This window comes from Streptosporangium sp. NPDC000396, assembly GCF_042898655.1.
In the GTDB taxonomy this organism is placed as follows: domain Bacteria; phylum Actinomycetota; class Actinomycetes; order Streptosporangiales; family Streptosporangiaceae; genus Streptosporangium.
Map to the genome: position 1 here is coordinate 1 of NZ_JBIAZA010000008.1, position 24,385 is coordinate 24,385.

At 69.5% G+C, this 24,385-nt stretch carries 23 protein-coding genes; 11 read left to right on the forward strand and 12 right to left on the reverse strand.

What is annotated here, in order from left to right:
• Window positions 1-359: 359 nt before the first annotated feature.
• Window positions 360-866, reverse strand: coding sequence for a DUF5946 family protein (locus ACFY2X_RS14430; RefSeq protein WP_389937708.1), 507 nt, complete (start codon window positions 864-866; stop codon window positions 360-362).
• 373 nt (window positions 867-1,239) lie between these two features.
• Here ACFY2X_RS14430 and ACFY2X_RS14435 point away from each other — a divergent pair, with 373 nt between their 5' ends.
• Both ACFY2X_RS14435 and ACFY2X_RS14440 read left to right on the forward strand, forming a co-directional pair.
• Window positions 1,240-2,127 carry a hypothetical protein gene (locus tag ACFY2X_RS14435; protein ID WP_389937710.1) on the forward strand — a complete coding sequence of 296 codons (888 nt, stop codon included), beginning with the start codon at window positions 1,240-1,242 and terminating at the stop codon, window positions 2,125-2,127.
• A gap of 193 nt (window positions 2,128-2,320) precedes the next feature.
• On the forward strand, window positions 2,321-3,169 hold the full coding sequence (locus tag ACFY2X_RS14440; protein ID WP_389937712.1) for a phosphotransferase: 849 nt from the start codon (window positions 2,321-2,323) through the stop codon (window positions 3,167-3,169).
• A gap of 108 nt (window positions 3,170-3,277) precedes the next feature.
• On the opposite strand, the gene ACFY2X_RS14445 is transcribed toward ACFY2X_RS14440, so the two are convergent.
• From ACFY2X_RS14445 to ACFY2X_RS14470, 6 genes are all read right to left on the reverse strand, one after another.
• Window positions 3,278-4,744: an alpha/beta hydrolase gene (locus ACFY2X_RS14445; protein ID WP_389937715.1), complete on the reverse strand. Its 1,467-nt coding sequence runs from the start codon at window positions 4,742-4,744 to the stop codon at window positions 3,278-3,280.
• 113 nt (window positions 4,745-4,857) lie between these two features.
• Window positions 4,858-5,790 (reverse strand): carbohydrate kinase family protein, encoded by a 933-nt coding sequence (locus ACFY2X_RS14450; RefSeq protein WP_389937718.1) that lies wholly within the window; start codon window positions 5,788-5,790, stop codon window positions 4,858-4,860.
• A complete protein-coding gene (locus ACFY2X_RS14455) occupies window positions 5,787-7,148 on the reverse strand; it encodes a 6-phospho-beta-glucosidase (protein ID WP_389937721.1) in 1,362 nt (453 codons plus the stop codon). The genes ACFY2X_RS14450 and ACFY2X_RS14455 overlap by 4 nt, the downstream gene beginning before the upstream one ends.
• A gap of 2 nt (window positions 7,149-7,150) precedes the next feature.
• Window positions 7,151-7,951 carry a GntR family transcriptional regulator gene (locus ACFY2X_RS14460; RefSeq protein ID WP_389937723.1) on the reverse strand — a complete coding sequence of 267 codons (801 nt, stop codon included), beginning with the start codon at window positions 7,949-7,951 and terminating at the stop codon, window positions 7,151-7,153.
• A gap of 134 nt (window positions 7,952-8,085) precedes the next feature.
• Window positions 8,086-8,325, reverse strand: coding sequence for a DUF397 domain-containing protein (locus ACFY2X_RS14465; protein ID WP_389937725.1), 240 nt, complete (start codon window positions 8,323-8,325; stop codon window positions 8,086-8,088).
• Window positions 8,316-9,095 carry a helix-turn-helix domain-containing protein gene (locus ACFY2X_RS14470; RefSeq protein ID WP_389937728.1) on the reverse strand — a complete coding sequence of 260 codons (780 nt, stop codon included), beginning with the start codon at window positions 9,093-9,095 and terminating at the stop codon, window positions 8,316-8,318. Before ACFY2X_RS14470 ends, ACFY2X_RS14465 begins: the two co-directional genes overlap by 10 nt.
• Before the next feature lie 132 nt (window positions 9,096-9,227).
• On the opposite strand from ACFY2X_RS14470, the gene ACFY2X_RS14475 reads away from it, so the two are divergent.
• The 4 genes from ACFY2X_RS14475 to ACFY2X_RS14490 all read left to right on the forward strand — a co-directional run bounded on the left by ACFY2X_RS14475 (window position 9,228) and on the right by ACFY2X_RS14490 (window position 13,164).
• Window positions 9,228-9,710, forward strand: coding sequence for an ATP-binding protein (locus ACFY2X_RS14475; RefSeq protein WP_389937730.1), 483 nt, complete (start codon window positions 9,228-9,230; stop codon window positions 9,708-9,710).
• Between the two features lie 109 nt (window positions 9,711-9,819).
• Window positions 9,820-10,899 (forward strand): dihydrodipicolinate reductase, encoded by a 1,080-nt coding sequence (locus ACFY2X_RS14480; protein ID WP_389937732.1) that lies wholly within the window; start codon window positions 9,820-9,822, stop codon window positions 10,897-10,899.
• Window positions 10,896-11,408 carry a carboxymuconolactone decarboxylase family protein gene (locus ACFY2X_RS14485; protein WP_389937735.1) on the forward strand — a complete coding sequence of 171 codons (513 nt, stop codon included), beginning with the start codon at window positions 10,896-10,898 and terminating at the stop codon, window positions 11,406-11,408. Before ACFY2X_RS14480 ends, ACFY2X_RS14485 begins: the two co-directional genes overlap by 4 nt.
• Before the next feature lie 190 nt (window positions 11,409-11,598).
• Window positions 11,599-13,164 (forward strand): GMC oxidoreductase, encoded by a 1,566-nt coding sequence (locus ACFY2X_RS14490; protein ID WP_389937738.1) that lies wholly within the window; start codon window positions 11,599-11,601, stop codon window positions 13,162-13,164.
• A 254-nt stretch (window positions 13,165-13,418) separates the two neighbouring features.
• Here the strand turns inward: ACFY2X_RS14490 and ACFY2X_RS14495 are convergent, their stop codons facing one another.
• The 5 genes from ACFY2X_RS14495 to ACFY2X_RS14515 form a co-directional block, all read right to left on the reverse strand.
• Window positions 13,419-13,805 carry a VOC family protein gene (locus ACFY2X_RS14495; protein ID WP_389938532.1) on the reverse strand — a complete coding sequence of 129 codons (387 nt, stop codon included), beginning with the start codon at window positions 13,803-13,805 and terminating at the stop codon, window positions 13,419-13,421.
• On the reverse strand, window positions 13,802-14,095 hold the full coding sequence (locus ACFY2X_RS14500; protein WP_389937740.1) for an ArsR/SmtB family transcription factor: 294 nt from the start codon (window positions 14,093-14,095) through the stop codon (window positions 13,802-13,804). The genes ACFY2X_RS14495 and ACFY2X_RS14500 overlap by 4 nt, the downstream gene beginning before the upstream one ends.
• Before the next feature lie 101 nt (window positions 14,096-14,196).
• Window positions 14,197-14,523 (reverse strand): hypothetical protein, encoded by a 327-nt coding sequence (locus tag ACFY2X_RS14505; protein ID WP_389937743.1) that lies wholly within the window; start codon window positions 14,521-14,523, stop codon window positions 14,197-14,199.
• Complete coding sequence (locus ACFY2X_RS14510) at window positions 14,520-14,726, reverse strand: hypothetical protein (protein WP_389937745.1); 207 nt, start codon at window positions 14,724-14,726, stop codon at window positions 14,520-14,522. Before ACFY2X_RS14510 ends, ACFY2X_RS14505 begins: the two co-directional genes overlap by 4 nt.
• A gap of 257 nt (window positions 14,727-14,983) precedes the next feature.
• Window positions 14,984-16,261, reverse strand: a complete 1,278-nt coding sequence (locus tag ACFY2X_RS14515; RefSeq protein ID WP_389937748.1) for a serine hydrolase domain-containing protein — start codon at window positions 16,259-16,261, stop codon at window positions 14,984-14,986.
• A gap of 254 nt (window positions 16,262-16,515) precedes the next feature.
• On the opposite strand from ACFY2X_RS14515, the gene ACFY2X_RS14520 reads away from it, so the two are divergent.
• From ACFY2X_RS14520 to ACFY2X_RS14540, 5 genes are all read left to right on the forward strand, one after another.
• On the forward strand, window positions 16,516-18,189 hold the full coding sequence (locus ACFY2X_RS14520; protein ID WP_389937751.1) for a sensor histidine kinase: 1,674 nt from the start codon (window positions 16,516-16,518) through the stop codon (window positions 18,187-18,189).
• Between the two features lie 28 nt (window positions 18,190-18,217).
• Window positions 18,218-18,916, forward strand: a complete 699-nt coding sequence (locus ACFY2X_RS14525; protein WP_389937753.1) for a response regulator — start codon at window positions 18,218-18,220, stop codon at window positions 18,914-18,916.
• Window positions 18,917-19,069: 153 nt separating this feature from the next.
• Entirely contained in the window at window positions 19,070-20,146 is a 1,077-nt protein-coding gene (locus ACFY2X_RS14530; RefSeq protein WP_389937755.1) for a DUF2332 domain-containing protein, read from the forward strand.
• Between the two features lie 404 nt (window positions 20,147-20,550).
• Window positions 20,551-21,318: a VOC family protein gene (locus tag ACFY2X_RS14535; protein WP_389937758.1), complete on the forward strand. Its 768-nt coding sequence runs from the start codon at window positions 20,551-20,553 to the stop codon at window positions 21,316-21,318.
• A gap of 264 nt (window positions 21,319-21,582) precedes the next feature.
• Window positions 21,583-24,324 carry an MXAN_6230/SCO0854 family RING domain-containing protein gene (locus ACFY2X_RS14540; protein ID WP_389937761.1) on the forward strand — a complete coding sequence of 914 codons (2,742 nt, stop codon included), beginning with the start codon at window positions 21,583-21,585 and terminating at the stop codon, window positions 24,322-24,324.
• Window positions 24,325-24,385 lie beyond the last annotated feature (61 nt).

Below are 24,385 nucleotides of genomic sequence, written 5' to 3' on the forward strand. Positions count from 1 at the left end.
CCGGCCTTCGGCGACTCCTCCCGAAAGGCCCGGAACGCCACGGGCGGCGTTCAAGAAATCCCAATCGCCCGAACTATTTCGCTGAGATCACCTCACTGGTCCGGACGGCATGTCGTATTGGTTGACGGGGCAACGCGGGATGGCGCTGCAGATAGACCTGCGTGACGGGCCGCTGGACTTTGTCGTGGTGCAGGTCGCCGACCCCAATGCCGTCGCCGTGCGCATAAGAAACCTTGGCCGCATCCGCTGACGGGCCGTCATCCTCCTTCAAGACGGAGGAGTTCGGCCGACCCGGCGTGCGTCTCCGGTTCGGGCAACGGCAGGGCTTGTCGCGACGCCGGGCACCGGGCGCCGGCACCTCACGACTTCGCCAGAGCCCGGGCGTTCCACTGGCGGATCGTGGCGTGGTGTGGCTCCCAGGCCCCCCACACGTCGCGACCCCAAGCCCAGACAAGTCGCTCATGTTCGATCGCGTCACGGGCAGCGAGTACGTCGACGGCGGTCATCAGATCGTGCTGCGGCGGTGGCTGCAGCCAGTGAAAGTAGTCGGGGCGGTCGGCCATCATCTGCTTGTGCAGCGCCGGGCCGTCACGTGGGTCGGCCTCACCTCCGGCGAACAGGCACAGCGTCATCAGGCACAGGGCCAGGCGCTGGATCTCCTGCCGGCTGCTGCCGCCGGGGTGCTGTGCAACGTAGGTGTCCACGACCAGCTGATGGACGTGACGATATTCGGCGATGGCGTACGAGCGCGCCAGCAACTCGCCGTAGCGCCCCCAGCACTCGGCCGACGCCCCATACCCGTCAGGGAGCGGCCCACCGGCGGCCGAGGCCACCAGCCCGCATCCGGGACAGACAGTCATCGACATCGGAGAGAGCTCCCGGATTCCGAGACATCGATCTTCATCAGACACTCCTGATCTTGAAACTGCTTGTGGTCGCGTCGCCTGCCGGTGTCGCCGGCCGCGACGATATGGGCTGCCGTAACGTCAGGGTCAAGTCACGAACGAGGCCGCGTCGCCGGATGCGGTCTGGTCATGAGCCTCCGCCTCTTCATGTCCGCCACCGCGAATTCCGTAAGGCAGGGCGCGCGGCGCGGGCGACGTTGACGGTGAAATGCCGAACGCGGACCACCCGCGCACGGCGGACCGGATCCGGCGAGACGGGTGCAGTTCGAGGTCAGAGCCCCGCGTGTCCGTTTCCTGCAAGACGCCGGCCCCGCCGCCGTCGCAGGATGAACCCGTGAACGTCGACCTTTCCGCGGCGGCCGCCTTCATGGCCACGCACGCGCGTGTCCTTGACCGCCGCCGCTTCGAACTGCTGATGGACCGGGCCGACCCCGCCGCCGCGCTGGCCGCCCTGGACGGCTATCGCAACCCCGACGGCGGCTATGGCTGGGGACTGGAGCCCGACCTCCGCTCCCCGGAGAGCCAGCCCGGCGCCGCGCTGCACGCCTTCGAGGTGTTCGAGGACATCGCTCCGGCCACTGCCCCGCAGGCCTCGGCGCTGTGCGACTGGCTGGAATCGGTGTCCCTGCCCGACGGAGGCCTGCCGTTCGCGCTACCCCTGACCGTCGCCGCGGGCACCGCCCCCTGGTGGAAGAGCGCCGACCCCGCGGTGTCGGCGCTGCAGATCACCACCGTGACGGCGGCCGCCGCCTGGCGTGTCGCCGCGCACGACCCGGCCGTGGCCGCCCATCCCTGGTTGAGGCGGGCCACCCGCTACTGCCTGGGGGCGATCGAGGCGATCGACCAGCAACCCCCCGCATATGTGCTCGCCTTCGCGGTGCGCTTGCTGGACATCGTGCACGACAGCCGTCCCGAGGCGGCCGATCTCCTGCGGCGCCTCGGCCGATACCTTCCCGCCGACGGCCGGGTGCGTGTCGAGGGCGGCACCGAGAACGAGGCGCTGCATCCGCTCGACTTCGCCCCCCACCCCGACAGGCCGGCGCGGGATCTGTTCGCCCCCGAGGTGATCTCCGCCGACCTCGACCGCCTGACCGCCCTGCAGCAGGACGACGGCGGCTGGGTCGTCGACTACGCCACGATCTCCCCCGCGGGCTCTCTGGACTGGCGCGGTCACACCACCGTCCGCGCCGTTGACATCCTCCGCCGGAACGGCAGGATCTGATCGTTCGAGCGGGGGGAACGGCCCGGCCGTCCCCCCCGCTCTGCGCATTCACCCGTACCTGGGAAATGTCGCGCACTGTTCGCCTACCCCGGCGGCGCATCAAAAGCCCTGGTAGACGGCCAGAAAACCTCTTGATCATGCCCGTGTGCAGCGGTACGGTCGGGCACTTGGCCAGCTGAAGAGAGGGACCACGATGAGCGCCGCCACCTACGTCGAACCCGCCGATTCCGAACCCGAGATCGCGCTGGTCGGCGGCGACGTCACCGAGGGTGTCGTGCGCGTCGGTGACACGGTGCGTCGCCCGGTCGGCGTCAACGCCCCGCTCGTCCATGCCTTGCTCCTCCATCTGGAGGCCGTCGGGTTCGCGGGCGCTCCGCGTTTTCTCGGCATCGACGCGGCCGGGCGTGAGGTGCTGACGTTCGTCACCGGCGAGGTCGCCGGACGGCCGAGGCCCGCGTGGATCGCCGACGAGGCGCGGCTGGCCTCGGTCGGCCGCCTCGTCCGCGCCTACGACGACGCGGCCGCGGGCTTCGTCCTCCCCGAGGGCGTTCGCCCTTCCTTCGGGCTCACCGAGCCGCCGGACATGCCGCCCGCGCCGCCCTATCCGGCCGAGTTGGTCGGGCACATGGATTTCACGCCCGACAACATCGTGTTCCGAGACGGTGAGGCTGCCGCGCTCATCGACTTCGACCTGGCCAAGCCGGTCCCCAGAGTCGAGGAGGTGTACAACGCGATGCTCCATTGGGCTCCGCTGGGTGATCCCGTGGACGCCGATCCGCCATTGCGGGACGTCGACGTGCCGCGCCGCTGCCGGATCCTCGCCGACGCCTACGGGATGTCGGACACGGATCGCTCCCGCCTCGTCGAGGTGGCCGTGCTGCGGTCAAGGCGGTCGTGGTTCTCGATGAAGCAGAGGGCCGACACGCAGGGCGGGGGTTGGGCGCGGATGTGGCAGGAGGGCGTCGGTGATCGGATCAAGCGGCGGGAGGCCTGGTTGGAGCGGAACGGCGCGGCGATCGAAGCGGCGTTGACCGCCGCGTAGACCTTCTCGGCCTGGAACCGTACGGCGGACGCAGCCCGCTGGATGTGGCCGTCCGCGTCGCCCAGCGCATCCTGCCCCTGACCGCCGCAATAGGGCACAGACGCCGGATCATGGCACCCGCCCGCGCAGCAGGCCGCCGGCTGTGCCGGGGCCGGTCACGGGTACGGCGGGGCAGCTCGCTTTGGGCCCGGGCAAGGCCAGGGTCAGCAGGTAGCGGTCGATCGCCGCCCGGGTGCAGGGGCTGACGCCGTAGGTCCAGTGGCCGATGCCCTCGTAGGTGAGCAGCACCGACCTCGGAATCCTCCGTGACACCGCCACCGCGAACTCGTGCGGAGTGGCGGCGTCGTGGCGGCTGTTCACCAGCAGGATCGGCGGCGTGTCGTGCCGGAACCGGTAGGGCCGCTGCGGGTTGCGCGTGCTGATGTCGCGCCCCTGGCACCCCACCACGTCCCTCCAGCCGGTGAAGGTCCACCGCAGCCGCGGGGCCGCGCGCCGTATGGCGTCGCGCAGCCGTACCAGCTCGCGGAAGTCACGGATCGGCCACCGGAAGTCGGCGCAGAAGATCGCGCCGTACGGATCCGGCAGGGCCTCCGGGGACTGCATGCTGCCTGTGGCACGCGGCGTGGCTTGATTCCGCAAAGCCGTGAGGTAGTCGCCGAAGGCGGACCACAGGGACGGGATCCCCGCGTAGAACTCGGCCCTGCCCGCCAGCCACTCCGGCGTCATCACCCAGTCGGGGAAGTCCGGGTCGCGCAGTTCTCCCCGCTCGGCCCGCACCATCAACTCGTCGAACAGCCCGGCCACGTCCTGCCCGCTGAGCGCGCAGCCGGAAGACGGCCCACCGCACCAGTCCGCGAACAAGGCGAACACCTGCTCCGCCGTACGCGCCCGGGCCGTCAGGAAGCCCTGTGGCTGGCGCATGCTGTGGTCCAGGTTCCCCTCCAGCACCAGAGCGCGCACCCGGTGGGGGAACAGTTCGGCGTACTGCTGGCCGAGCAGCGTGCCGTACGACAGCATGTACAAGGAGATCGTCCGCTCGCCGAGAGCGGCGCGGATGGCCTCGACGTCACGGGCCACGCTCATCGTGTCGGCGTGGTCGAACACGGGCCCGGACAGCTGACGGCACGCCTTGTCGTAGGCGTTGACCCTGGCCAGCATCTGCCGATATTCCTCAGCGGTGGCCGGATTGTCCGGCACGTTGGGCACTCCTGCCGGGCAGAGCACCGGATGGCTCCCGGCCACGCCCCGGGGGTCGAAGCCGACGAGATCGAACCGTTCCAGCAACTCGGGCGAGAAGTACTCGGCGGCGTCGATGGTCGCGCTCACGCCCTCACCGCCGGGGCCTCCGAGGTTGAACACCAGCGTTCCCAGTCGGCGGGCCGGATCCGCCGCCTTGCGCCTGGCCACCGCGATCGCGACGGTGGCGCCGTCGGGGCGAGCCCAGTCCAGTGGTACGGTCACCGACCCGCACTCAACCGTCGCGTCCTGCTCGCACGGCCGCCAGGTGATCGGCGGCGCCGCCGACGCCGGAACCGGTACGGCCAGCAGGCCGCCCAGCAGGAGGAGCACCGACATGATTCGTCTGAATGGTCGCACCGCGGCCCGCCCCCTAGCAGATGCTTGTTTCACCACCTTCATCCCGAAGATCACCGATGTCAACGCCGGTTCACGGGCGGGACGGGGCCGGGTCAGCCGGTGGCCCAGGGGACGAGCCCGGGTGCATGCTCGGCGACCTGGGCGAGGGTAGGGGCGGCGGCTCCGCCGTGGCCGGTGACGGACAGCGCGCCGCAGAGGGTGGCGAGTGCGAGGCTGTCTGCCAGGTCGAGGCCGAAGAGGTGTCCGGCGACGAATCCGGCGTCGAAGCAGTCTCCGGCGCCGATGGTGTCGGCGACGTCCACGGGGGGCGCAGTGGCGGTCTCGCGTCGGGTGGAGGCGGCGGCGAGCGCTCCCCGCGATCCGTTTTTGATCAGTACGGTCGGGGTGAGCTCGGCAAGTCGGGACAGAGCGTCGTCGAGATCGTCGCATCTGGTGAGCCGACGGGCCTCGGCCGCGTTGGGGGCGAACACGTCCACGGCCTGGAGCGCGCTGGTGATCGCGGGGTCGTCAAGGGTGGCTTCGGTGTGCTGGCAGTCCATGAAGACGGTGGCTCCCACCTGGCGGGCGGCGGAGACGAGCGCGTCGAGCCGCCGGCCGGAAAGGAGTTCGGTGATGAGCACGTAGGCAGGCCGCTGGACCACGATGACGTCGGCGACCTCGCGAGGGGCGAGTGGCTCCTTGAACGAAACGAAGCCTCGCTCGCCGGCGTGCGAGATCGCCACGCTGACGTTGCGTACGGCACCGGCGTGAACGAGGTAGGCAGCGGTATCGAGTTCCTCGGCCTGGGCCGTGTCGAGCACGAGCCTGCTGTAGGGGTCGCTGCCCAGCTGGGCGGCCCACCGCGTGGGAACGCCGAGGCGATGCAGCGCCCGCTGGTGGGTGAAGGCGCCGCCGGCCAGGGACGACGTCTGGCTGCCGAAGACCTCTTCGCCGGGCCGCGGCCAGCGGGGCAGGCCCGCGAAGACCAGATCCACGAAGTAGTCACCGACGACGAGGACCGACCGGGTGGCAGGGAAGGCGCTCACCGCCACTCGCCGATGTGGTCGCTGTGGGCGGCGAGGTAGTCGTCGACCAGGGCGGCGGCCCGCGAGTACGACAGGACCAGGGGATGGGCCATCAGCGCCTGAACCGCGCGGCCGCGAGACCGGGAGGCGATGGCCTGTACGGCCAGCCGCTCGAAAAGCTTCACCTGCCGCATGAGACCGGCCTGCGGCTCGGGCACCGCCCCGATGGGCAGCGGCCGGACGCCGTCAGCGTCGACGACGACGCTGATCTCTGCGACGTCCGAGGGCTCCAAGCCGTCGAGGCGACCCATGCTGGGGACGTTCACGGCGCAGTAGCGGGCCTGGCCGCCGGTGAGGGCCGCCATGAGGTCGAGCGCGACGGCGGCGTACCCCTCGCTGCCTTCGCCGAGCGTACGTTCTCCGGCCGGCGCGGTAGTGGGCTCGGCGTAGCGCATGTACGTCGAGCGGCGCCCGGCCTCGTAGGCGCGATAGGCGGCCACGGCGTCCTGCGGTCGTTCGGGCCCGATGCGCGCCAGCTCGCCCAGCAGGTCGGCGTTGCGCCGGGCGACCTCCTGACCGCGACCCGTCGGCTCGGCGCTGGTGCTCGCCAGAGCCTGCTCGGCGAAGTAGTAGTAATACAGGTACTCGTTGGTCCACGTGCCGAGGAGTTCGACCAGCTCGGGCGGGAAGAAGCGTTGGAGCGTCGCGGCGCGGAAGCCGGGATCGGCGAGCAGCGGGGCGAGCAGGTCGCGGCCCTGCCGGTCGCGGACCGCCCGCACCCATGACAGATGATTGAGGCCGAACACCTCGGGCCGCAGGTCGTTGGGGTCGACGCCGTGTGCGGCCGCGACGGCGTGCTGGGCCAGGTTGGCGCTGTCGCAGATGCCGACGGCCCTGTCGTGGCCGGCATCGCGCAAGGCCTGGGTGACCAGCCCGGCGGGGTTGGTGAAGTTGAACAGCCAGGCGTGTGGGCTGAGCTCGGCGAGCAGTTCGGCGTAACCGAGGATGGCCGGCACGGAGCGCATCGCCATGGCGAACCCTCCTGGGCCGGTGGTCTCCTGACCGAGCACGCCGTGGCACTGCGCGATACGTTCATCGGTGACCCGTGCGGCGTCCCCGCCCACACGTACGGTGGTCACGACGAAGTCCGCGCCCTCCAGTGCTTGGCGCGGATCCGTGGTCGCCACCACATGAACGTCCGAGTGGTGGCGGGCCAGGTGCGCCGATATGCCGCCGAGCAATCGCAGTTTCTCCTCGTCGATGTCGAAGAGGACGATCTCCTCCAGCCCGAGTTCCTCGGCCCGCCTGGCCGCGGACTCGACGAACAGGGGGCCGCGAACGCCGCCGCCGCCCACCAAGGCCAGCTTGTTGTTGCCCATCTTCAGTTCCCTTTCTCCGGCTGGCGAGCCGGCACCGGTCGCGCGACGATGGTCGCCGCGTCGCCTTGCGCGGGCATGGCCTGGACGATGCGGACCGGCAGCCGCAGCGGATGATGCAGCGACCGGGACAACTCGACGACGCGATCTTCCTCGTCGAAGGTCAGCTGGTTCACGCTCAGACCGATCGGCGGATCATGCAGCTCCAGTTCCCGTGCCTCGTCGGGGTCTGCGAGCCGGGCGCTCACGGTCGTCTCGGCGCGGACCAGATGGAGTCCGAACCGCTCCCGGAGCTGTTCGAACAGTGAGGCACGCGTGAAGTCGACCTCCGCGAGCCCTGGCACCAGGTAATGCGGCAGCCACACCCGCTGCAGCGTGAGCGGCAATCCATTGCCCAGCCGAACGCGAACCAGGTGGACGACCTCTGCGCCGACGGGGAGTCGCAGCCACTGCGCCACGGCGGCGGAGGCTTCCTGGACCACACAGTCGATCACCCGGCTGCTCGGTTCGACGCCGCTCGTCCGCATCGCCGCCGTGTGGCTCACAAGCGCTTCGAGATCCTGCGGCCGGGATCGGGAGGCGACGAAGAACCCCTTCCCGGCCGCACTGGTGAGATAGCCCTCGGCGACCAGGTCTCGCAGAGCCTGGCGCACGGTGATCCGGCTGACGTCGAGCTCGGCGAGCAGCTCCCGCTCCGACGGCAGCCGCATGCCGCTCTCCCAGGCCCGGCCGTCGACCAGCTCCCGCACCTGGTCCTTGATCTGCTGATACAGCGGTACCGCAGACTTCTTATCCACACTCAACATAAACTCAGCATAACTGGACATATCCAGTTATGCCAGATCCTGCGGGGAGCCCAGACGTGAGCATGGAACCCTCCGCTGATGACGCGGCCGGCACCCCGCCATGACCTGCGGGGTGCCGAACCTGCGCATACGCCTTAGCGGCGATCGAACTCGTCGGCCTTCACACCGTTGAGGAAGGCGTCCCACTCGGCGGGGGTGAAGAACAGTTTGGGGCCGTCGGGGTCCCTCGAGTCGCGTACGGCGATCAGCTCGATGTGCCCGGCCTTGTGCTCGGGGCCGTCGGTGACGTCTCTGAGCTCCGCGACCTCAACGCAGTCGCCACCATTGCTGCCGGAGAAGCTTGACTTGAACCACTTAGCGTTACTCAGGTCCATTTTTCCTCTGCCGTCCTCTTGATCAGATCGATGGACATGCCCAATGGAAGCGCTTCGGTACGGATGACCTCGAAACATTCAACTGCCATCGCGACCTCCTTTAGATCGCTCGTGGTGATGCCACGTATAGCGGTCTCCGCGTACAGTACGTCGCCTCCCCCGTCCAGGGTCGCGATTACGAACCCGCCCATCAAGCCCGAGTGCATTCCATGTGGAACCACCTGGACGGTCAGCCGAGAATTGACCATTGACACGAGGTGCTCCAGCTGCTCTCGCATTACTTCTGGTCCACCGATCGGACGATGGAGAACCCCTTCGTCGATCACGCATCGGAAAATCGGGGGCTGAGGCTCGTCGCGGACGAGGATGGCCTGGCGGTTCAGCCGAGCTTCTATGGTCGCTTCGTCTCCGAAGAGCAGCACTCGGGCATACGCCTCGGTTTGGAGTAGCCCGGGAATCACCAGCGGCTGATACGTCCGGAGAGTGGTCGCCACCTGCTCCCTTTCTCTCCACTCACCAAACCAGGAGGGGAAGACCTGCCCCTTCCTCCAGTCGAGGAGGCGGTGGAGGGCGCCGCCCGTACCGAGATTTTCGTCGCACGCCTGGGCGAACTCCGGGCTGGCGGGAAGCTGACCCGTCTCCACGCCGCTGATGAGGGACTCACTGAAGTGGATCTTCTGGGCGAGTTGCCCCTGGGTGAGGCCTGCCTCCTTCCGGTAGTGGCGCAGTTCTCTACCCCAGATCGCCTGAGGCGTGTAAAGATTGGCCACAATGCCCTCCTTGCCCGATTTCAACGACGGTGACGTAAACCTCAACACCCAGCCCCGGTAATCGTTCAGCTACTAAGCGTAGCCGTACCCCGGCATCCTGAACACGTGAAATCCGGGACAGGAAGAGAAACCATGGACGAGGCTCTCAAGGCGTGCGCGGCCCTGGCGGAATACCGATACACGATGGATCCCGTTCTTTCCATGCTGGGAGAGAAGTGGATACCGCGCGCGGAGAAAAGCGTGGCCTCCGTCCGGCGATTCGTGCGCGATATCGCCACCGACTGGAACGCGGTGGAAGACGTTGCAGAAATCGCCGAACTCCTGGCCTCGGAACTCGTCACCAACGCGCTCGCACACGGGTCGGAGAACACTCCGAATACCCTTCGCGTCACGGTCGGCAGGGAAAAAGAGCTGATGACCGTGGACGTCTACGACTCCTGCATAGCGGTCCCCCGGATGAGACGGGCCAACCCCCTGGACACCTCCGGCAGGGGGCTCGCCATCGTTCAGGACCTCTCCCACAACTGGGGGTGGACCCTCAACCCGTACGGCAAGTCCGTCTGGTTCCAGTTGACGGCATGGCCCTCGTTCAGATCGTTTTCGCGCACCCCCTGAGCCAGTCACGGACGGCCTGATCACCGGCTGTCGGCCAAGGTCCCGCAGCGTCCGGCCGGGGAACTCGACGGCGCTATACACCAAACCAAGCGCTTGCTACCATCCGGCCATGCTGTCCACCATTGTCTGGGGCACCGGCAACATCGGCCGCGCGGCCATCCGTGCCGTCGAGGCCCATCCGGCGCTGGAACTGACGGCCGTGCTCGTCCACAACCCCGACAAGGTCGGCCGCGACGCGGGTGATCTGGGCGGGCTCGGCTACGACCTGGGGGTCACGGCGACCGACGACATCGACGCGGTGCTGGCCACCGGCCCCCGCGCCGTGGTCTACGCGGCGTCCGGCGACATCCGCCCCGATGAGGCCCTCGCCGACATCACCAGGGCGATCCGAGCCGGAGCCGTGGTCGTCACCCCCTCCATGTACGCGCTCTACGACCAGCGCAACGCCCCGCCGGAGCTGCGGGAACCGGTGCTGGCCGCCATCGCGGACGGCGGCGGCTCGCTGTTCGTCTCCGGCGTCGACCCCGGCTGGGGCAACGACGTGCTGCCACTGCTGATCAGCGGGCTCGGCACCACCGTGGACGTGATCCGCTGCCAGGAGATCTTCGACTACTCCACCTACGACCAGCCCGACTCGGTCCGATACCTGGTCGGCATGGGCCAGCCGATGGACTATGAGCCGCCGATGGTCGCACCGGGGGTTCCGACCATGGTGTGGGGTGGGCAGGTACGGCTGATGGCCAGGGCCCTCGGCGTCGAACTCGACGAGATCCGCGAGACCCTGGATCGGCGCCCGCTCGACTCCACGGTGAGTACCGAGACGATGGGCGAGTTCGAGGCGGGCACCCAGGGCGCGGTGCGGTTCGAGGTGCAGGGCATCGTCGAGGGCGAACCCCGCATCGTCATCGAGCACGTCACCCGCATCCACTCGTCCTGTGCGCCCGACTGGCCGACACCGCCCGACGGCGACGGGGCACACCGGGTGATCATCGAGGGCCGTCCGCGCATCGAGGTCACGGTCGAGGCCACCGACGAGAGCGGCAACCGGGCCGCGGGCGGGAACGCCACCGCGGTCGGGCGGCTGGTGAGCGCCATCGACTGGCTGGTGGACGCGGAACCCGGACTCTACGACGCGCTCGACGTCCCGCTGCGCCCCGCAGTCGGCAAACTCGGAAGGAAGCAACCATGAGGATCGACATCCCCGAGGGCAAGGACGCGATCGAGTACGTGTGGGGCGAGATGGTCCCCGGCATCGGGATCGCCGCCTCGAACTTCTCGCTGGCGGTGTACGCCAACACGACCCTCGGACTCCGCGAGTTCGAGGCCGCGCGGCTGCGGATCGCGCAGATCAACGGGTGTGTCTTCTGCCTCGACTGGCGGACCGAACGGGACGGCCAGAAAGTCGAGGAGGGGTTCGCCGACGCGGTGACCAACTGGCGCACCACCGACGCCTTCGACGACCGCACCCGGCTGGCCGCCGAGTACGCCGAGCGGTATGCCCTGGATCATCATGGCCTCGACGACGAGTTCTGGACCCGGATGACCGCGCACTACAGCCAGCTCGAGATCGTGGAGCTGAGCATGAGCATCGGCTCCTGGCTGGCGTTCGGCAGGCTCAATCATGTGCTGGGCCTCGACACCATGTGCGTGCTGCCCAGCGGTTCGTCGCCTTCCGCCAAGCGGGCGGACGCGCCGTGACCCGACGCCTCACATGTGTTGCCGGTCACAAGTTACTAGTAAGTACGTAGTGACTTAGTGCCCGAGCGGATGTAGAACTTGTTCTCACTCCCCTTAGAGTGAGGAACATCACATGAGCAACACCACCTGGGGCGGAACTGGTTCAACAGGCGTATCACGCCGCAAATTCATCGTTGGAACCAGTTCTATCTTGACAGCCGCGGCTCTCACGGGGCGCGCCACCACGGCCTGGGCGGAACCCGCCCCCGCGGCTGCTCCGATCGCCTCCGGGGCACATGTCCCGGCCCTGGTGATCGGCACCGGGTACGGCGGCTCCGTCGCCGCCTTGCGTCTCGCCCAGGCGGGCGTCGACGTACACATGATCGAGATGGGCATGGCCTGGGACATCCCCGGCCCCGACGGAAAGATCTTCTGCAACACGCTCCAGCCGGACTACCGGTCCTACTGGCTGCGTACCAGGACCAAGGCACCCCTCAACTACTTCCTCGGCTTCCCGATCGACAGGGACATCCCCCGCTACACCGGCATCCTGGACGCCGAGGAGTTCAGCGGAATCACGGTCTACCAGGGCCGCGGCGTCGGCGGCGGCTCCCTGGTCAACGGCGGCATGGCGGTCACCCCCAGGCGCGAGAACTTCGGCGCCATCCTCCCGTCGGTGAACGTCGACGAGATGTACGACACCTACTACCCGCGCGCCAACGCCGGGCTCGGGGTCAACACCGTCGACCCGGCCTGGTTCGACTCCACCGCCTACTACCAGTACGCCCGGGTCGGCCGTAAGCACGCCCAGCGTTCCGGTTTCCCGTTCGTCTTCGTGCCCGACGTGTACGACTGGGACTACATGAAACAGGAGGAGGCCGGAACCGCCACCAAGTCGGCGCTGGCCGGCGAGATCCTCTACGGCAACAACCACGGAAAGAAAACACTGCAGCGGACCTACCTCGCCCAGGCCAAGGCCACCGGCAGAGTCACCATCTCGCCGCTGCACAAGGTCACCTCGGTCGCTCCGGCGGCCGGTGGCGGCTACACGGTCGTCATCGACCAGATCAACACCAACGGTGACACCACGGCCACCAAGACCGTGACCGCGGACAGGGTGTTCTTCGCCGCCGGCAGCGTCGGCACCAGCAAGCTGCTGGTCAAGCTGAAGGCCACCGGCGCACTGCCCAACCTGAACGACGAGATCGGCAAGGGCTGGGGCGACAACGGCAACGTCATGTGCGGTCGCGCCAACTACCTGTGGGACCCGACCGGCAAGTCCCAGTCGGCCATTCCCTGCTCCGGCATCGACAACTGGGCCGCCGGTGGGGCGTTCGCCGAGATCGCACCGCTGCCCACCGGGATCGAGACCTACGCCTCGTTCTACCTGTCGATCACCAAGAACCCGAACCGCGCCCAGTTCTCCTGGAACGCCGCGACGGGCAAGGTCGACCTGAACTGGCAGACCTCCTGGAAGCAGCCGTCCATCGACATGGCCAAGACGATCTTCGACAAGATCAACGCGACGGAGGGGACGATCTACCGGACCGACCTCTTCGGCGTCTACAAGATCTGGGGCGATCACCTCACGTATCACCCGCTCGGCGGCGCGGTCCTGAATAAGGCCACCGACAACTACGGCCGCCTCACCGGCCACCCCGGCCTGTACGTCATCGACGGCGCGCTGATCCCCGGCAACACCAGCGTCAACCCGTTCGTCACCATCACGGCGCTCGCCGAACGGAACATCGAAAAGATCATAGCTACCGACCTGTAGCGATGACCTGATGCGACAGTCGGCCACGGGCGCGTGTGGCCGGCCTTTCCCCGCGTTACGCGCATACGGGAAAGATCCACGAAAGTATCGACGGATGGCTGCTCGAGTTCGTCACCTCGCAGCCGGCGCCCTTCGCCGCCACCACCCCGTCCGAGGGCCGTCGTGTCAGCATCCCGCCCAAGGGCTGAGCCGACATCTTCAGCGTGATCGACGAGCGCACCGCGACCTGCCGCTGCCGGTCACGGGAGCAGATCCTATTTGTGGTGCACGATCTGGATCAGATTGCCGCAGGTGTCGTCCAAGACCGCGGTGGTCACCGGGCCCATCTCCAGCGGCTCCTGGGTGAAGCGCACCCCGAGCTCGCGCAGCCGGTCGAACTCCGCATGTACGTCGTCCACCGCGAAGGCGGTGGCCGGGATGCCGTCCTTGACCAGCGCCGTCTTGTACGGCTTCACCGCTGGATGGCCGTCGGGCTCCAGCAGCAGTTCGGTTCCGTCGGGATCGTCCGGCGAGACAACGGTCAGCCACCGGTCCTCACCCAGCGGAACCTCGGTCTTCTTCACGAAGCCCAGCACGTCGGTATAGAAGCGCAGGGCTTTGTCCTGATCATCGACGAAGACGCTGGACAGGTGGATCTTCATGGGGTGCCCTCCGGCGTATCGGGCCTGAGCCACCGGGTCACGATGCGCTCAAGCGGTTCGGTATTCAGATCGTGGAACTTGTAGCGGCCCTGGCGCCGCGAAACGACCAGACCCGCAGATTCCAGTACGGCCAGGTGCTGGCTGATCGCCTGGCGGGACAGCCCCAGACCGTGCTTGGCCACCAGCCGTGCGCAAATCTCGAACAGGGTCTGACCGTCCCGCTCCACCAGCTCATCAAGGATGCGCCGGCGGGTGGGGTCGGCCAGGGCTTTGAAGACATCCTCCGCCACACCCCCACCATAGGCAAGCCGCTACTTGCCTATCAAGAGGCAAGTAGCGGCTTGCCTATAAAGGCGAGCATCCTCGCGTTACCTGATCGAAGAGACAGGCTCTAGTCCTCAAGCTTGGTGGTCACCTTGCCCGCGGGGGGAGCCTTGATGGAAACCTTGGCGCCCCAGCCGGTGAAGCGGGTCTCAATGCTGATCGTCTTGCCTTCCCAGCCGCTGCTGTCGAAGATGCCCGTGGCCGGGTAGGACGTGGTCAGGCGCTGCGGAAGCCCGCCACTGTTGACGGTGAGCTTGTAGGTCACCACGGTCTTGTCGCTCGACCGGAGCGGCAGGCTGGCCCGGAACCAGGGCGAGACCTTGGCGAGCTTTCCGAAGGTGGTGGTGCCGGAATAGTTGCCGCCGAACCGCTTGGCACCCTTGAGCAGAGTCACTGGAAGGTGCCGGTGCGCCGCAGGAAGGGCTTGCTCGCATCTTCCTCGATCATGGTGGTGCGGTCGGTGAACTTCACACCCCTCCCCGCGACGAATTGGTCCTTCAACGCCTTGACCGGATCTGCCGGAGCGGCCTGCACGGGGGTCGCGGTCACGAGCGTGACAGCCGCGGCCGCCGAGATGCCTGCGATCATTCGCTTCATAGGGGATTCCTCCGTGGCCCGGTACAGGAAAGAAGATCTTGCCGGACCATGATCACAACCGCATCTCGGAACATGCCGCCTCGGACGGAAAGCCCGGCCCCTGTCCGGCCCCTGCCTGCCCTTGTCCGGCCCTGTTCGGCCCTGTTCGGCCCTGTTCGGACACGCCGGGACGGAGGCCGGTGTGAACCTTCTCGGTACCGGCCGGTCGGGGGCGGTCGGCGGGGACCGGCGCGGGTCCTCGCGATGGCGGATGCCGGCTATCGGGTGCCGCAGAGCGCCCGGTCGATCAGGTCGCCGACGGCCTTCTCCTGGCGCAATGAGCGCTCGTCGGCGAACTGCGTCGACATCGAGACCACCACGCTGCGTTCGCCGTCCGAGGTGACGCCGGTCCTGGTCCTGTAGCCGTAGTCGTCGCCGCCGTGGTGCCAGTAGACGCCGCCGCACGACAGCGGGCGTGAGCCGATCCCGAGCCCGTAGCGGGCTCCCGGCCAGGCCTGCTCGTGCCCCGTGGCCCGGACGGTCTGCCGCATCTGCGCCAGTTGCTCCGGGGGCAGCAGCTTGCCACCCAGCAGCGCTCGGTAGAACCGGTCGACGTCGGCGGTGGTGGAGATGAGGCCGCCCGCGGCGTCCCCGTCGAAGTGCTTGGTGACATCGACCCGCTGGTCGGGTGGGAGCAGCAGGTACCCCCTGGCGTGGGGACGGGGGACGTCGTGGGAGGTGCCCGACCAGACCGTGCGCCGCAGGCCGAGCGGGCGGCTGATCCGCCTGTCCACCTCCTCGTGCCACGCACGGCCGGTGGCCTTTTCGATGATCATGCTGATGAGTACGTAGCCGTTGTTGGAGTAACCCCAGCCCCTGCCAGGCTCGAAGTCCGGCTTGTGGCGCATGGACCTGGCCACGAGCTGCTCGCTCGTGTAGGAGTCGTAGCGGTGCTGGTAGTACTCCTCGACGGACCCGAAGACCGGGTAGTCGTCGTGGATGCCGCTGGTGTGCTGGAGAAGATGGCGGATAGTGATCTTGCTGCCGTCGTTGCCGTTGCCCGTCACCACGCCGGGCAGCCACTTCTCCACCGTGTCGTCCAAGGACAGCTTCTCCTCGGCGACGAGCTGCAGGACGACGGTGGCGACGAAGGACTTGGTGACACTGGCGATCCGGGAGTAGCCGTCGACCGGGACGGGGCGCCGGGTTCCGGCCTGGGCGACGCCGCTCCTGGCATACAGTCGCCCGTCCTCGGAGGTGGTCACGCGCGCCTGGACACCGATGAGCCCGAGCTCACGGATGGCGTTGACGTCACGCTGGAGCTGGGCCTGCCCGTAACGGGATCTGCCCTCGGACCCGTCTGCGGACACCGTGGCGGGAGATGCGAACACGGAAGACACAGATGCGGAGGACGCGGAGGACGCGGACGCGGGAGGCGCCGAGAACACGGCGACCGAGGTGGCGAGTACCGCGGCGACGGTGGCCGGCAGCGCCGCGCACCGCCGAAGAGCCCTGCCGTCTCGCGGGGCGAGACGGCCGAAAATGGTGTGACGCATGAGGTCTCCAGATGAAACGAACGCCGGGGTGTTCCGGCTGACGGTTCGACCCTAGAAACGGCGTTCGCCCGCCGGATCGGCCGTGAGCGTGGCCTTGCCGTCCGCCCTCAGGAGGGTCGGCCCGGTGCTCGGGCAACTTTGGATGCGTTCCGCCGAGGGGCGTTTCGTGCTGCCCTACTCTTGGCGGCGGGAGGGGGACGTCCGTTCCCCGCGCGGCCGGTGACGGCGTACCGGGCGCGGGAGCGGCTCACGCGATGAAGACACTTGGTCCGAAATCCGTCTCCAAGGCGTCCGCTCCAGGCTCCGCCTCCGCGACCCGGCGACGACTCACGGCCCGGCGGTGGATCACGGTACGGCGACGACTCATGGCCCGGCGGTGGGTCACGGCCAAGTCGTGGGTCACGACCCGGCGACGCTCCACGGTACGGCGACGGCTCACGGCCGAGCGATGGGTCACAGCCAAGTGGTGGGCCACAATCCGGCGGCGGGTCATGGCGCCGCATCGATTCGCGGTGGTGCAGTGGTTCGCGGACCGTCCGCGAGCCGCCGACGTACTGCTCGCGTGCGCGCTGACGGCCATGGCGCTGCTATTCCGGTTGAGCGAGGGTATCCCGGCGGCCCCGTCCACGGCGGCGCTCCTGATCGCGCTGCTGATCGCGCAGGCCCTGCCGACGGTGTGGCGGCGTCGGCATCCATGGCCGGTCATGGGCGCGGTGAGCATCGCCTATGTGGTCTACGAGCTGACCGATCCCATGGTCGGTTTCAGGGACGGGTTGTATGTGACGTTCGCCGCCTACGCCGTCGCCCACCACGCACGCACGCCTGCGAGCCTGGCGGTGGTCGGCATGCTCCCGGCTGTGGTGCTGACGCCCGACGTGATCAGAGCGTGGCTGGGCCCGCCTCTCCCTCCGGACCTGAGGCCGGGGCCCGTCGAGGTGGTGCTGATCGCCGGACTGTCGTGGGGGCTGTGGCTGCTGGGCGACTCCCAACGCCGCATCCGCGCCGACGCGGCCCGGCTCCGGGATCTGGCCGCGCGGCTGCGCGCCGAGCAGGAGACCAGCGCCCGGCGGGCGGTGACGGCCGAGCGCGCACGCATCGCCCGCGACCTGCATGACCTGGTCGCCCACCATGTCAGCGCGATCGCCATGCAGGCCCGCGCCACCGCCGAGGTGGTCGCGGACGGCCCTCGTATGGCCAGCCCAAGGGTGGCCAAGCCCGACACGACCGTCATTGGCGCGACACCGGCCAGATCCGAAACCACCACCGAAACCACACCGACCGAGGCCGAGACCACCACTGAAACCACGCCGACCGGGGTCGAAGCCACCATCGGAACCGCGTCGACCGGAACCGAAACCACACCGACCGGGGCCGAGACCACCACTGGAACCATGCCAACTGGGATCGAAGCCACCGTCGGGACCGCGTTGGCCGGGATCGGGGCCGCCGCCGACACCGCGCTGGTCGAGATGCGCCGGATGCTCGGCCTCCTCTCCGACGACAGCGCCGACGCCGACGACCCGCCGGGCCTGCGTCCGGAACCGTCACTGCGCCACCTCGACCAGCTCGCCGCCACCGCCCGGACCGCCGGATGCCGAGTGGAGATCGCCCTGGACGAGGAGGTCCTGGAGACTCCGGCCGCAGTGCAGGTGTCCGCCTACCGCGTCGTGCAGGAAGCGCTCACCAACGTCCTCAAGCACGCGGGTACCGCCGACGTCCGCATCGGCCTGCGGCAGAGCGGCGACAGGCTGGCCGTCGTGGTCGACAACGGTCCGTCGGCACCGGCCCACGCGCCCCTGGCCGGATCCGGGCTCGGCCTGATCGGCATGCGCGAGCGCACCGCGCTGTTCGGCGGCACCTTGCGGGCAGGCCCCAGCGACGGCGGATGGCGGGTGGAGGCCACCTTCCGATGGGAGCGGCAGGCATGAGGCCCATCCGCGTGTGGGGACGGCAGGCATGAAGCCCGTCCGCGTGCTCGTCGCCGACGACCAGGAACTGGTCCGGGCCGCGCTGCGCGCCATGCTTGACCGGAGGGCCGACCTGCAAGTCGTGGGAGAGGCCGTCGACGGGGAGCAGGCCGTGGCGGTGTCCTTCGAGCTCCGGCCCGACGTGGTGCTGATGGACGTGCGCATGCCTGGTTTGACGGGCGTCGAGGCGACCCGCCGCATCGTCGGCGACTGGCCGCACCCCGGCCCGCGCCCGCGCGTGCTGATGCTGACCACCTTCGACCTGGACGAGTATGTGCACGCCTCGCTGCGCGCCGGTGCCGGAGGTTTCGTCCTGAAGAACAGCTCGCCCGACCAGCTCGCCGAAGCCGTACGGGTGGTCGCGGCCGGTGAGGCGATGCTGGCACCCAGCGTCACCCAGCGGCTCATCGGCACCTTCGCCGCCCTCCCACCCGCCCTGCTCGACCCTCCACTCGACTCCGGCACCGGGCCGGACCGGGCGAACCCGCTCGGCGTGCTCACCCGGCGGGAGCTGGAGGTGCTGCTCCTGGTCGCCAGAGGCCTGTCCAACGCCCAGATCGCCAGGAGCCTGGAGTTGTCCGAGGCCGGGGTGAAGAGCCGCGTCAACCGCATCCTCACCAGGCTCGGCCTGGAAAACCGCGTCCAGGCGGCGATCCTCGCCTACGAGTCCGGCCTGCTCGGCAGGTGACCCGCCACCGCTCGGTGTCGTCTCCTCGGCGGCCGGCCTGCTCGGGGACGGGACGGAGAGCCAACGGGGCGTGACGCGATTCACCCTGTCCGGCTCTGCCGTACATGTCACCGGCAGGTGGATGATCGTCGATATCCGGACGAGGAGGGCCCGATGTCTCAAGAGCGTGCCGCCGTCATGGTCGAGCATCAGGCACGCGGCTGCGCGAGTCTCGGCTCGCCGCTCTACGCGTTCCTGCTGGAGCGGGTGGCACAGGACGTCCGTGCGGGAGGGCCCTGCCTGGACGCGCTCGCCGGATACGAGGACGCGCCCGGGCCCGACGCCATCGCGCTGCGGCTGCTCGGCGGCGTGCACGCCCTCGTCCTCACCGGCCGCGCCCCTGACCTGGCCGTCCACTATCCCAGCATGGGCGGCGTCTTCGACCCGGACCTGCCGGATGCCTGCTGGCACGCCTTCCGGGCCGCCGTCGTCTCCGAAATGGCGTGGGTGCGCGACTGGATGACCCGCCCGCCGCAGACCAACGAGGTCGGCCGGGCCAATCTTTTGATCGCCGGTCTGCTGAGGGCCGTGCGCACCGGGCCGCTTCCGGTCAGGTTGTTCGAGCTGGGCTCCAGTGCCGGGCTCAACCTGCGTGCCGACCATTTCCGCTGTGTCTCCGAGGGCTTCGACTGGGGTCCTGCGGACTCACCGGTCGTCCTGGATGACAGCTGGCGGGGCGCCCCGCCCGCATGGCTGGCGAAAGCCGCCGCCGAGCACCCGGTCCTGACCGTCGTCGAGCGGCGCGGCTGCGACCTGACGCCCATCGATCCGCTGTCACCCGACGGCGCACTGGCCCTGCGGGCGTATGTCTGGCCGGACCAGGCCGCCCGCGCCGCGCGGCTGGAGGGTGCCCTGCGGCTGGCCGCGCGAGTCCCGGCCGAGGTCGACGCCATCGGCGCCGCCGACTTCCTCGCGCGCGTCCGGCTGGAGCCCGGCACGCTCACCGTCGTCTGGCACTCGATCATGCGCCAGTACGTCCCGGCCGCCGAGTGGGAACGGGTCGAACACGAGCTGGACCGGCTCGCGGCGGCCAGTACGGCGGAGGCGGGATTCGCCCATGTCTCCTTCGAGCCGCGCAGGGTCGGCGACGAGCACCGGTTCCGGCTGGCCGTACGGCTCGGCGGCGCGGCCGAGACGGTTCTGGCGGAGGCGCGCCCGCACGGTCTCCCGGCCCGCGGCATCTCCGCCTGACGGCTCGCCTCGACCGGCTCAGAGCTCCCGGCTCAGAGCTCATCGCGTCCGCTCTTCCGCGATGACGAGGTCGCGCGGCGCATCGTTGTCACCGCCGAGAACCCTATGAGCCACCCCAGATCGGACATGTCTTCGGTGCCGGTCGCGACGAAGCCGCACCGCTCGTACAGGCTGCGGGCGCGCGAGCCGAAGGCACGAGCCGTACGAGGACGACCGTGGGAGACCGTACAAGCCGACCGTGGCGGATCGTAGGAGACGACCGTGGCCAGGGTCGCAGGAGACGACCGCGAATTGTCGGTGGAGCCTGACAGGCTGGCAGGCATAGGTGGCGTCACCGCTCATACGAGACGCGCGCACCCGGAAGACAGGCCACCGGCCACGCGAGCACACCGAAGGAACACGCCATGCTCACCACCGACTACGTATCCGGCGCTCCCAACTGGATCGATCTGGGCACGCCCGACACCGAGGCCTCCGCCGCCTTCTACGGCTCCCTGTTCGGCTGGGCCTTCCACTCCGCCGGTCCCGACGCCGGTGGCTACGGCTTCTTCCAGCTCGACGGCAAGACCGTCGCCGGGGTCGGCCCGCTCACCGAGGAGGGTACGAGCCCGGCCTGGACGGCCTACTTCCAGACCGCCGACGCCGACGCCACGGCGAAGGCGGTCGAGGAGGCGGGCGGTGTCGTGCGCTTCGCGCCGTTCGACGTCTTCACCCACGGCCGGATGGCCGGGTTCACCGACCCCGGCGGCGCCGAGTTCGCCGTCTGGCAGCCCGGCGACATGAAGGGCATGGACCTCGTCACCGCCCCCGGCTCCCTGGTCTGGACGGAGCTGTACGTCCCGGAGCCGGACGCCGTCCGCCCCTTCTACCAGGCGGTCTTCGACTGGAAGATCCAGGACATGCCGTTCGGCGACATGACCTACATCGTGCTGTCGACCTCCGAGGGGGAGAACGCGGACCTGGGCGGCATCATGCCGCTCCCGGAGGGTGACAAGCCCCGCTGGCTGCCCTACTTCGAGGTCGCCGACTGCGACGCCATCCTCGCCCGGGCGCAGGAGCTCGGCGGCACCGTCGTCATGCCCGCCACGGATGCCGAGGGGATCGGCCGTTTCGCTTTCATCTCCGACCCCGACGGCGCGCGCTTCGCCGTCATCACCAGCGCCGGCAGCTGACCGGGACGGGTTCTCCGACCGGCCCTCGCGAGACGATCGGGCGCATTCCCCGCCTGCCGGAGCACCGGCCCCTCGCTCGGCGTCTCGGCGGGGATAGCGGTCCCCGGCCTCCGGGGTAAATCGAACGACAAATCACCCCGTGCCCGATAAGGTCACGGCCCAAGGGGCGGCTCCTGGACGTGCTTCCTTCTGTCATTACTAAAAATGGTTTTAGCGCGTCCGCTCTCCGCCCCTTCCTGCTTTCCTGCGTGAGGGGGAATCACGGTGAACCGGCCGGCCAAGCTGCTGCTGCGGCATCGTCGCCTGGTCGCCCCCGCGTTGCTCGCCGCCGACCCCGCACCGGACTTCGCCGATCCGGCGCCGGGCGGGTGGCGCGGGCGGAGGGTCATTGCCACACCCGGCTCCGCCGACGACCCACAGACCCCGGAGGCCGGTCCGCGGGAGATCATTTCCGCGCCTGGCGCCGCCGACGGCCTGCGGGCCCTGGAGGCCGATCTTCTGCGGCTCGGCTACCTGCCGTCCGCCTCGCTGCGCCATCGCCTCGCCGAGCTGACCGGCGCCGAGCTGGCCAACGTCGGCCGCCACCTGCTCCAGGCGCTCCTGGCCGAGCTCGGCGGGCACGTGGACCACGTGCCGTTGTTCCGCCGTTTCCCCGTGAGCGTCCCGGCCGACACCTTCGAGTTCTACGTGCGGCGCGTGTTCACCCTGCTCCTTCAGGAGCCCGAGCAGCCGTGCGTGCTCTGCGGGAAGGTCGGCACCGTCCACGCCGTGTCACCGTGCGCGCACCTGGTCTGCCGCGCCTGCTGGGACGGCTCCGACTTCAGCGCCTGTCCGACCTGCCACCGCCGTATCGATCTCGACGACCCGTTTCTGCGGCCCATCCCCGACCTCCCCACCGAGACCGAGACCGAGGACGGGCCCAGACCGAAGCGCGTCACCCTGCTGTCGCTGTGCGACGATCCGGCCGAGGGCGCCCGCGACCTGCTGCGAACGCTGCTGGCCCGGCAGACCCCGTTGCGCCCCGAGGACCGGGTCGCGGTCTCGGCTCTGGTCGAGGACTTCTGGCCGCGCTCGGCCGACTGGTTGCCCGAGCGGATCCCGGTGCGCGAGACCCGTGCCCTCGTCCTGGCCGCAGCCGTACCGCGTGGAGCCCACGAGCTACTGGACCGTCACGCCGACAGCGCGACGGACGTGCTTCGCCTGCTGTACGCCCTGATGGACGGCGACCCCGGCCTGCGCGAGCGCCCGGCCCGCCGTGTTTCCCCCGGCCGTGCCGTACGGCGTGCGCTCCTGGCCCGGCTGGACCGCCTTCCCCTGCCGCAGCTGGTCGAGGATCTGCACCGCCATCCGGCGGCCTGGAAGCACATGGCCGAGGTGCTGCACCCGTTCGAGCGGTACCGGAGCCATCCGGACGCGGCGCTGGCCTTCGCCGCGCTGCGCGGCACCCGGCTGGACACCGGCACCCCGCTGGCCGGTCTGCTGCTTGAGCGCGCTGCCCGGCACCCAGAGGTGTTCCGGTTCGACGGCGTACGGCTGCGCCCGCTCACCTTCGCCACCCGGGTGGAGGCGGCGCTTCGCGACGGCGACCACGCCGGGGCTCTGGACCTGCTCGAACGACGACCCGGTGAGCTGATCCGGCGCTTGGCGCACCTGGCCCGGCATGTCCCGGCCGAGCGGCTCGCCACCGCCGTGGCCGAGGCCGCGCCGGAGGTCTCCCCCGGCGTGCTGCTCGCCGCGCTCGGCCAGCTCCGCACGCCTCCCGGCGGCACCCGGATGTTCCTGCCGCGAGGCGGCTCGGCTCGGGTCTGGACCGAGCCCGACGCCCGTCCGGCGGTCCCCGCGCGGACCGTCTCGGCGGTGTGGGCCGCGCTCACCGCCGAGATGTTGCGCCGCGCCGCGTCGCTGCCCCGGGTGGAGCGAGCGGTGCTGGACGCGGATCTCGCCGACCTGTTGGCGCCGGCCGCCGAGCGCTCGGCCTCCTCCGCGCTGGTACGGCTGCCGCGCGGCAGTGTCAGGCCGATCCCCCCGGGTGAGCGGATCCGGCTGTTCCTGCACTGGGCCCAGCCGGAGGACGTGGAGATCGACCTGGACCTGTCCTTGGCGCTCTTCGACGAGCACTGGCAGTTCACCGGCCGGTGCGACTACACCAACCTGCGCCTGGGCGACGACGCCGCCGTCCACTCCGGCGACCTCACGTCGGCGCCCGAGCCGCTGGGCGCGTCCGAGTTCATCGACCTGGACGTCCCCAAGTTGCGCGCGCTCGGCGGGCGTTACGCGGTCCCGATCGTCTTCAGCTACAACGACGTGTCTTTCGACCAGCTCGCCCGCGGTTTCGCCGGGTTCCTGGACTCGCCCGGCGGCCTGTTCGACCCGCTCGCCGTGCGGCAGAGGTTCGACCTGGCCAGTCCCGCCAAGATCCTCGTACCGCTGGTCGCCGACCTGTGGTCTCGCACGATGCGCTGGGCCGATCTCAACCTGTCCGCTATCGAGGCCCTCCTCTATCACAACGTGTACGCCTACGAGGCGCAGCTCGCCCGGCTCGGCGCGGCCCTGGAGGACGTGTACGGCCTCGGCGACCGCGTCACCCTGTGGGAGGTGGCCTGCTGGCACGCCGCGGCCCGCTCGGCCGAGGTGCTCGTACGGCTCCGCGACGGCACCGTCAGCCGTTACCTGCGCGGCCCGGCCGAGGAGGTCGGCGACTTCCACGCGCGCCTCGCGGCACTGGCCGTACCGGACGGCACGCGAGACGACCTCGGCAGCACGGACTTCGCCGCGGCCGTCGAAGGCGACCTCGGCGGTGTGGACTTCGCCGCGGTCATCGAAGGGGACCTCGAACCCGCCGGTGGAGCGCAGGTGTACGCGCTCCACCCCGGTCACCTGGACCCGGCCGGGGTCCGGATGCTCGATGCCGCCGACCTGGTCGCCCAGCTCGCACCCACGGCCTCGCCTGAGGTGACCATGGACGGCGCGATGCGCCGCCTCCTCTCCTGTGATCGCCCAGCCTGACCACTGAACAAATCACCACTTATCCCGCTATCGTGCTTAAGATCAATTCCATCCGCTTCAG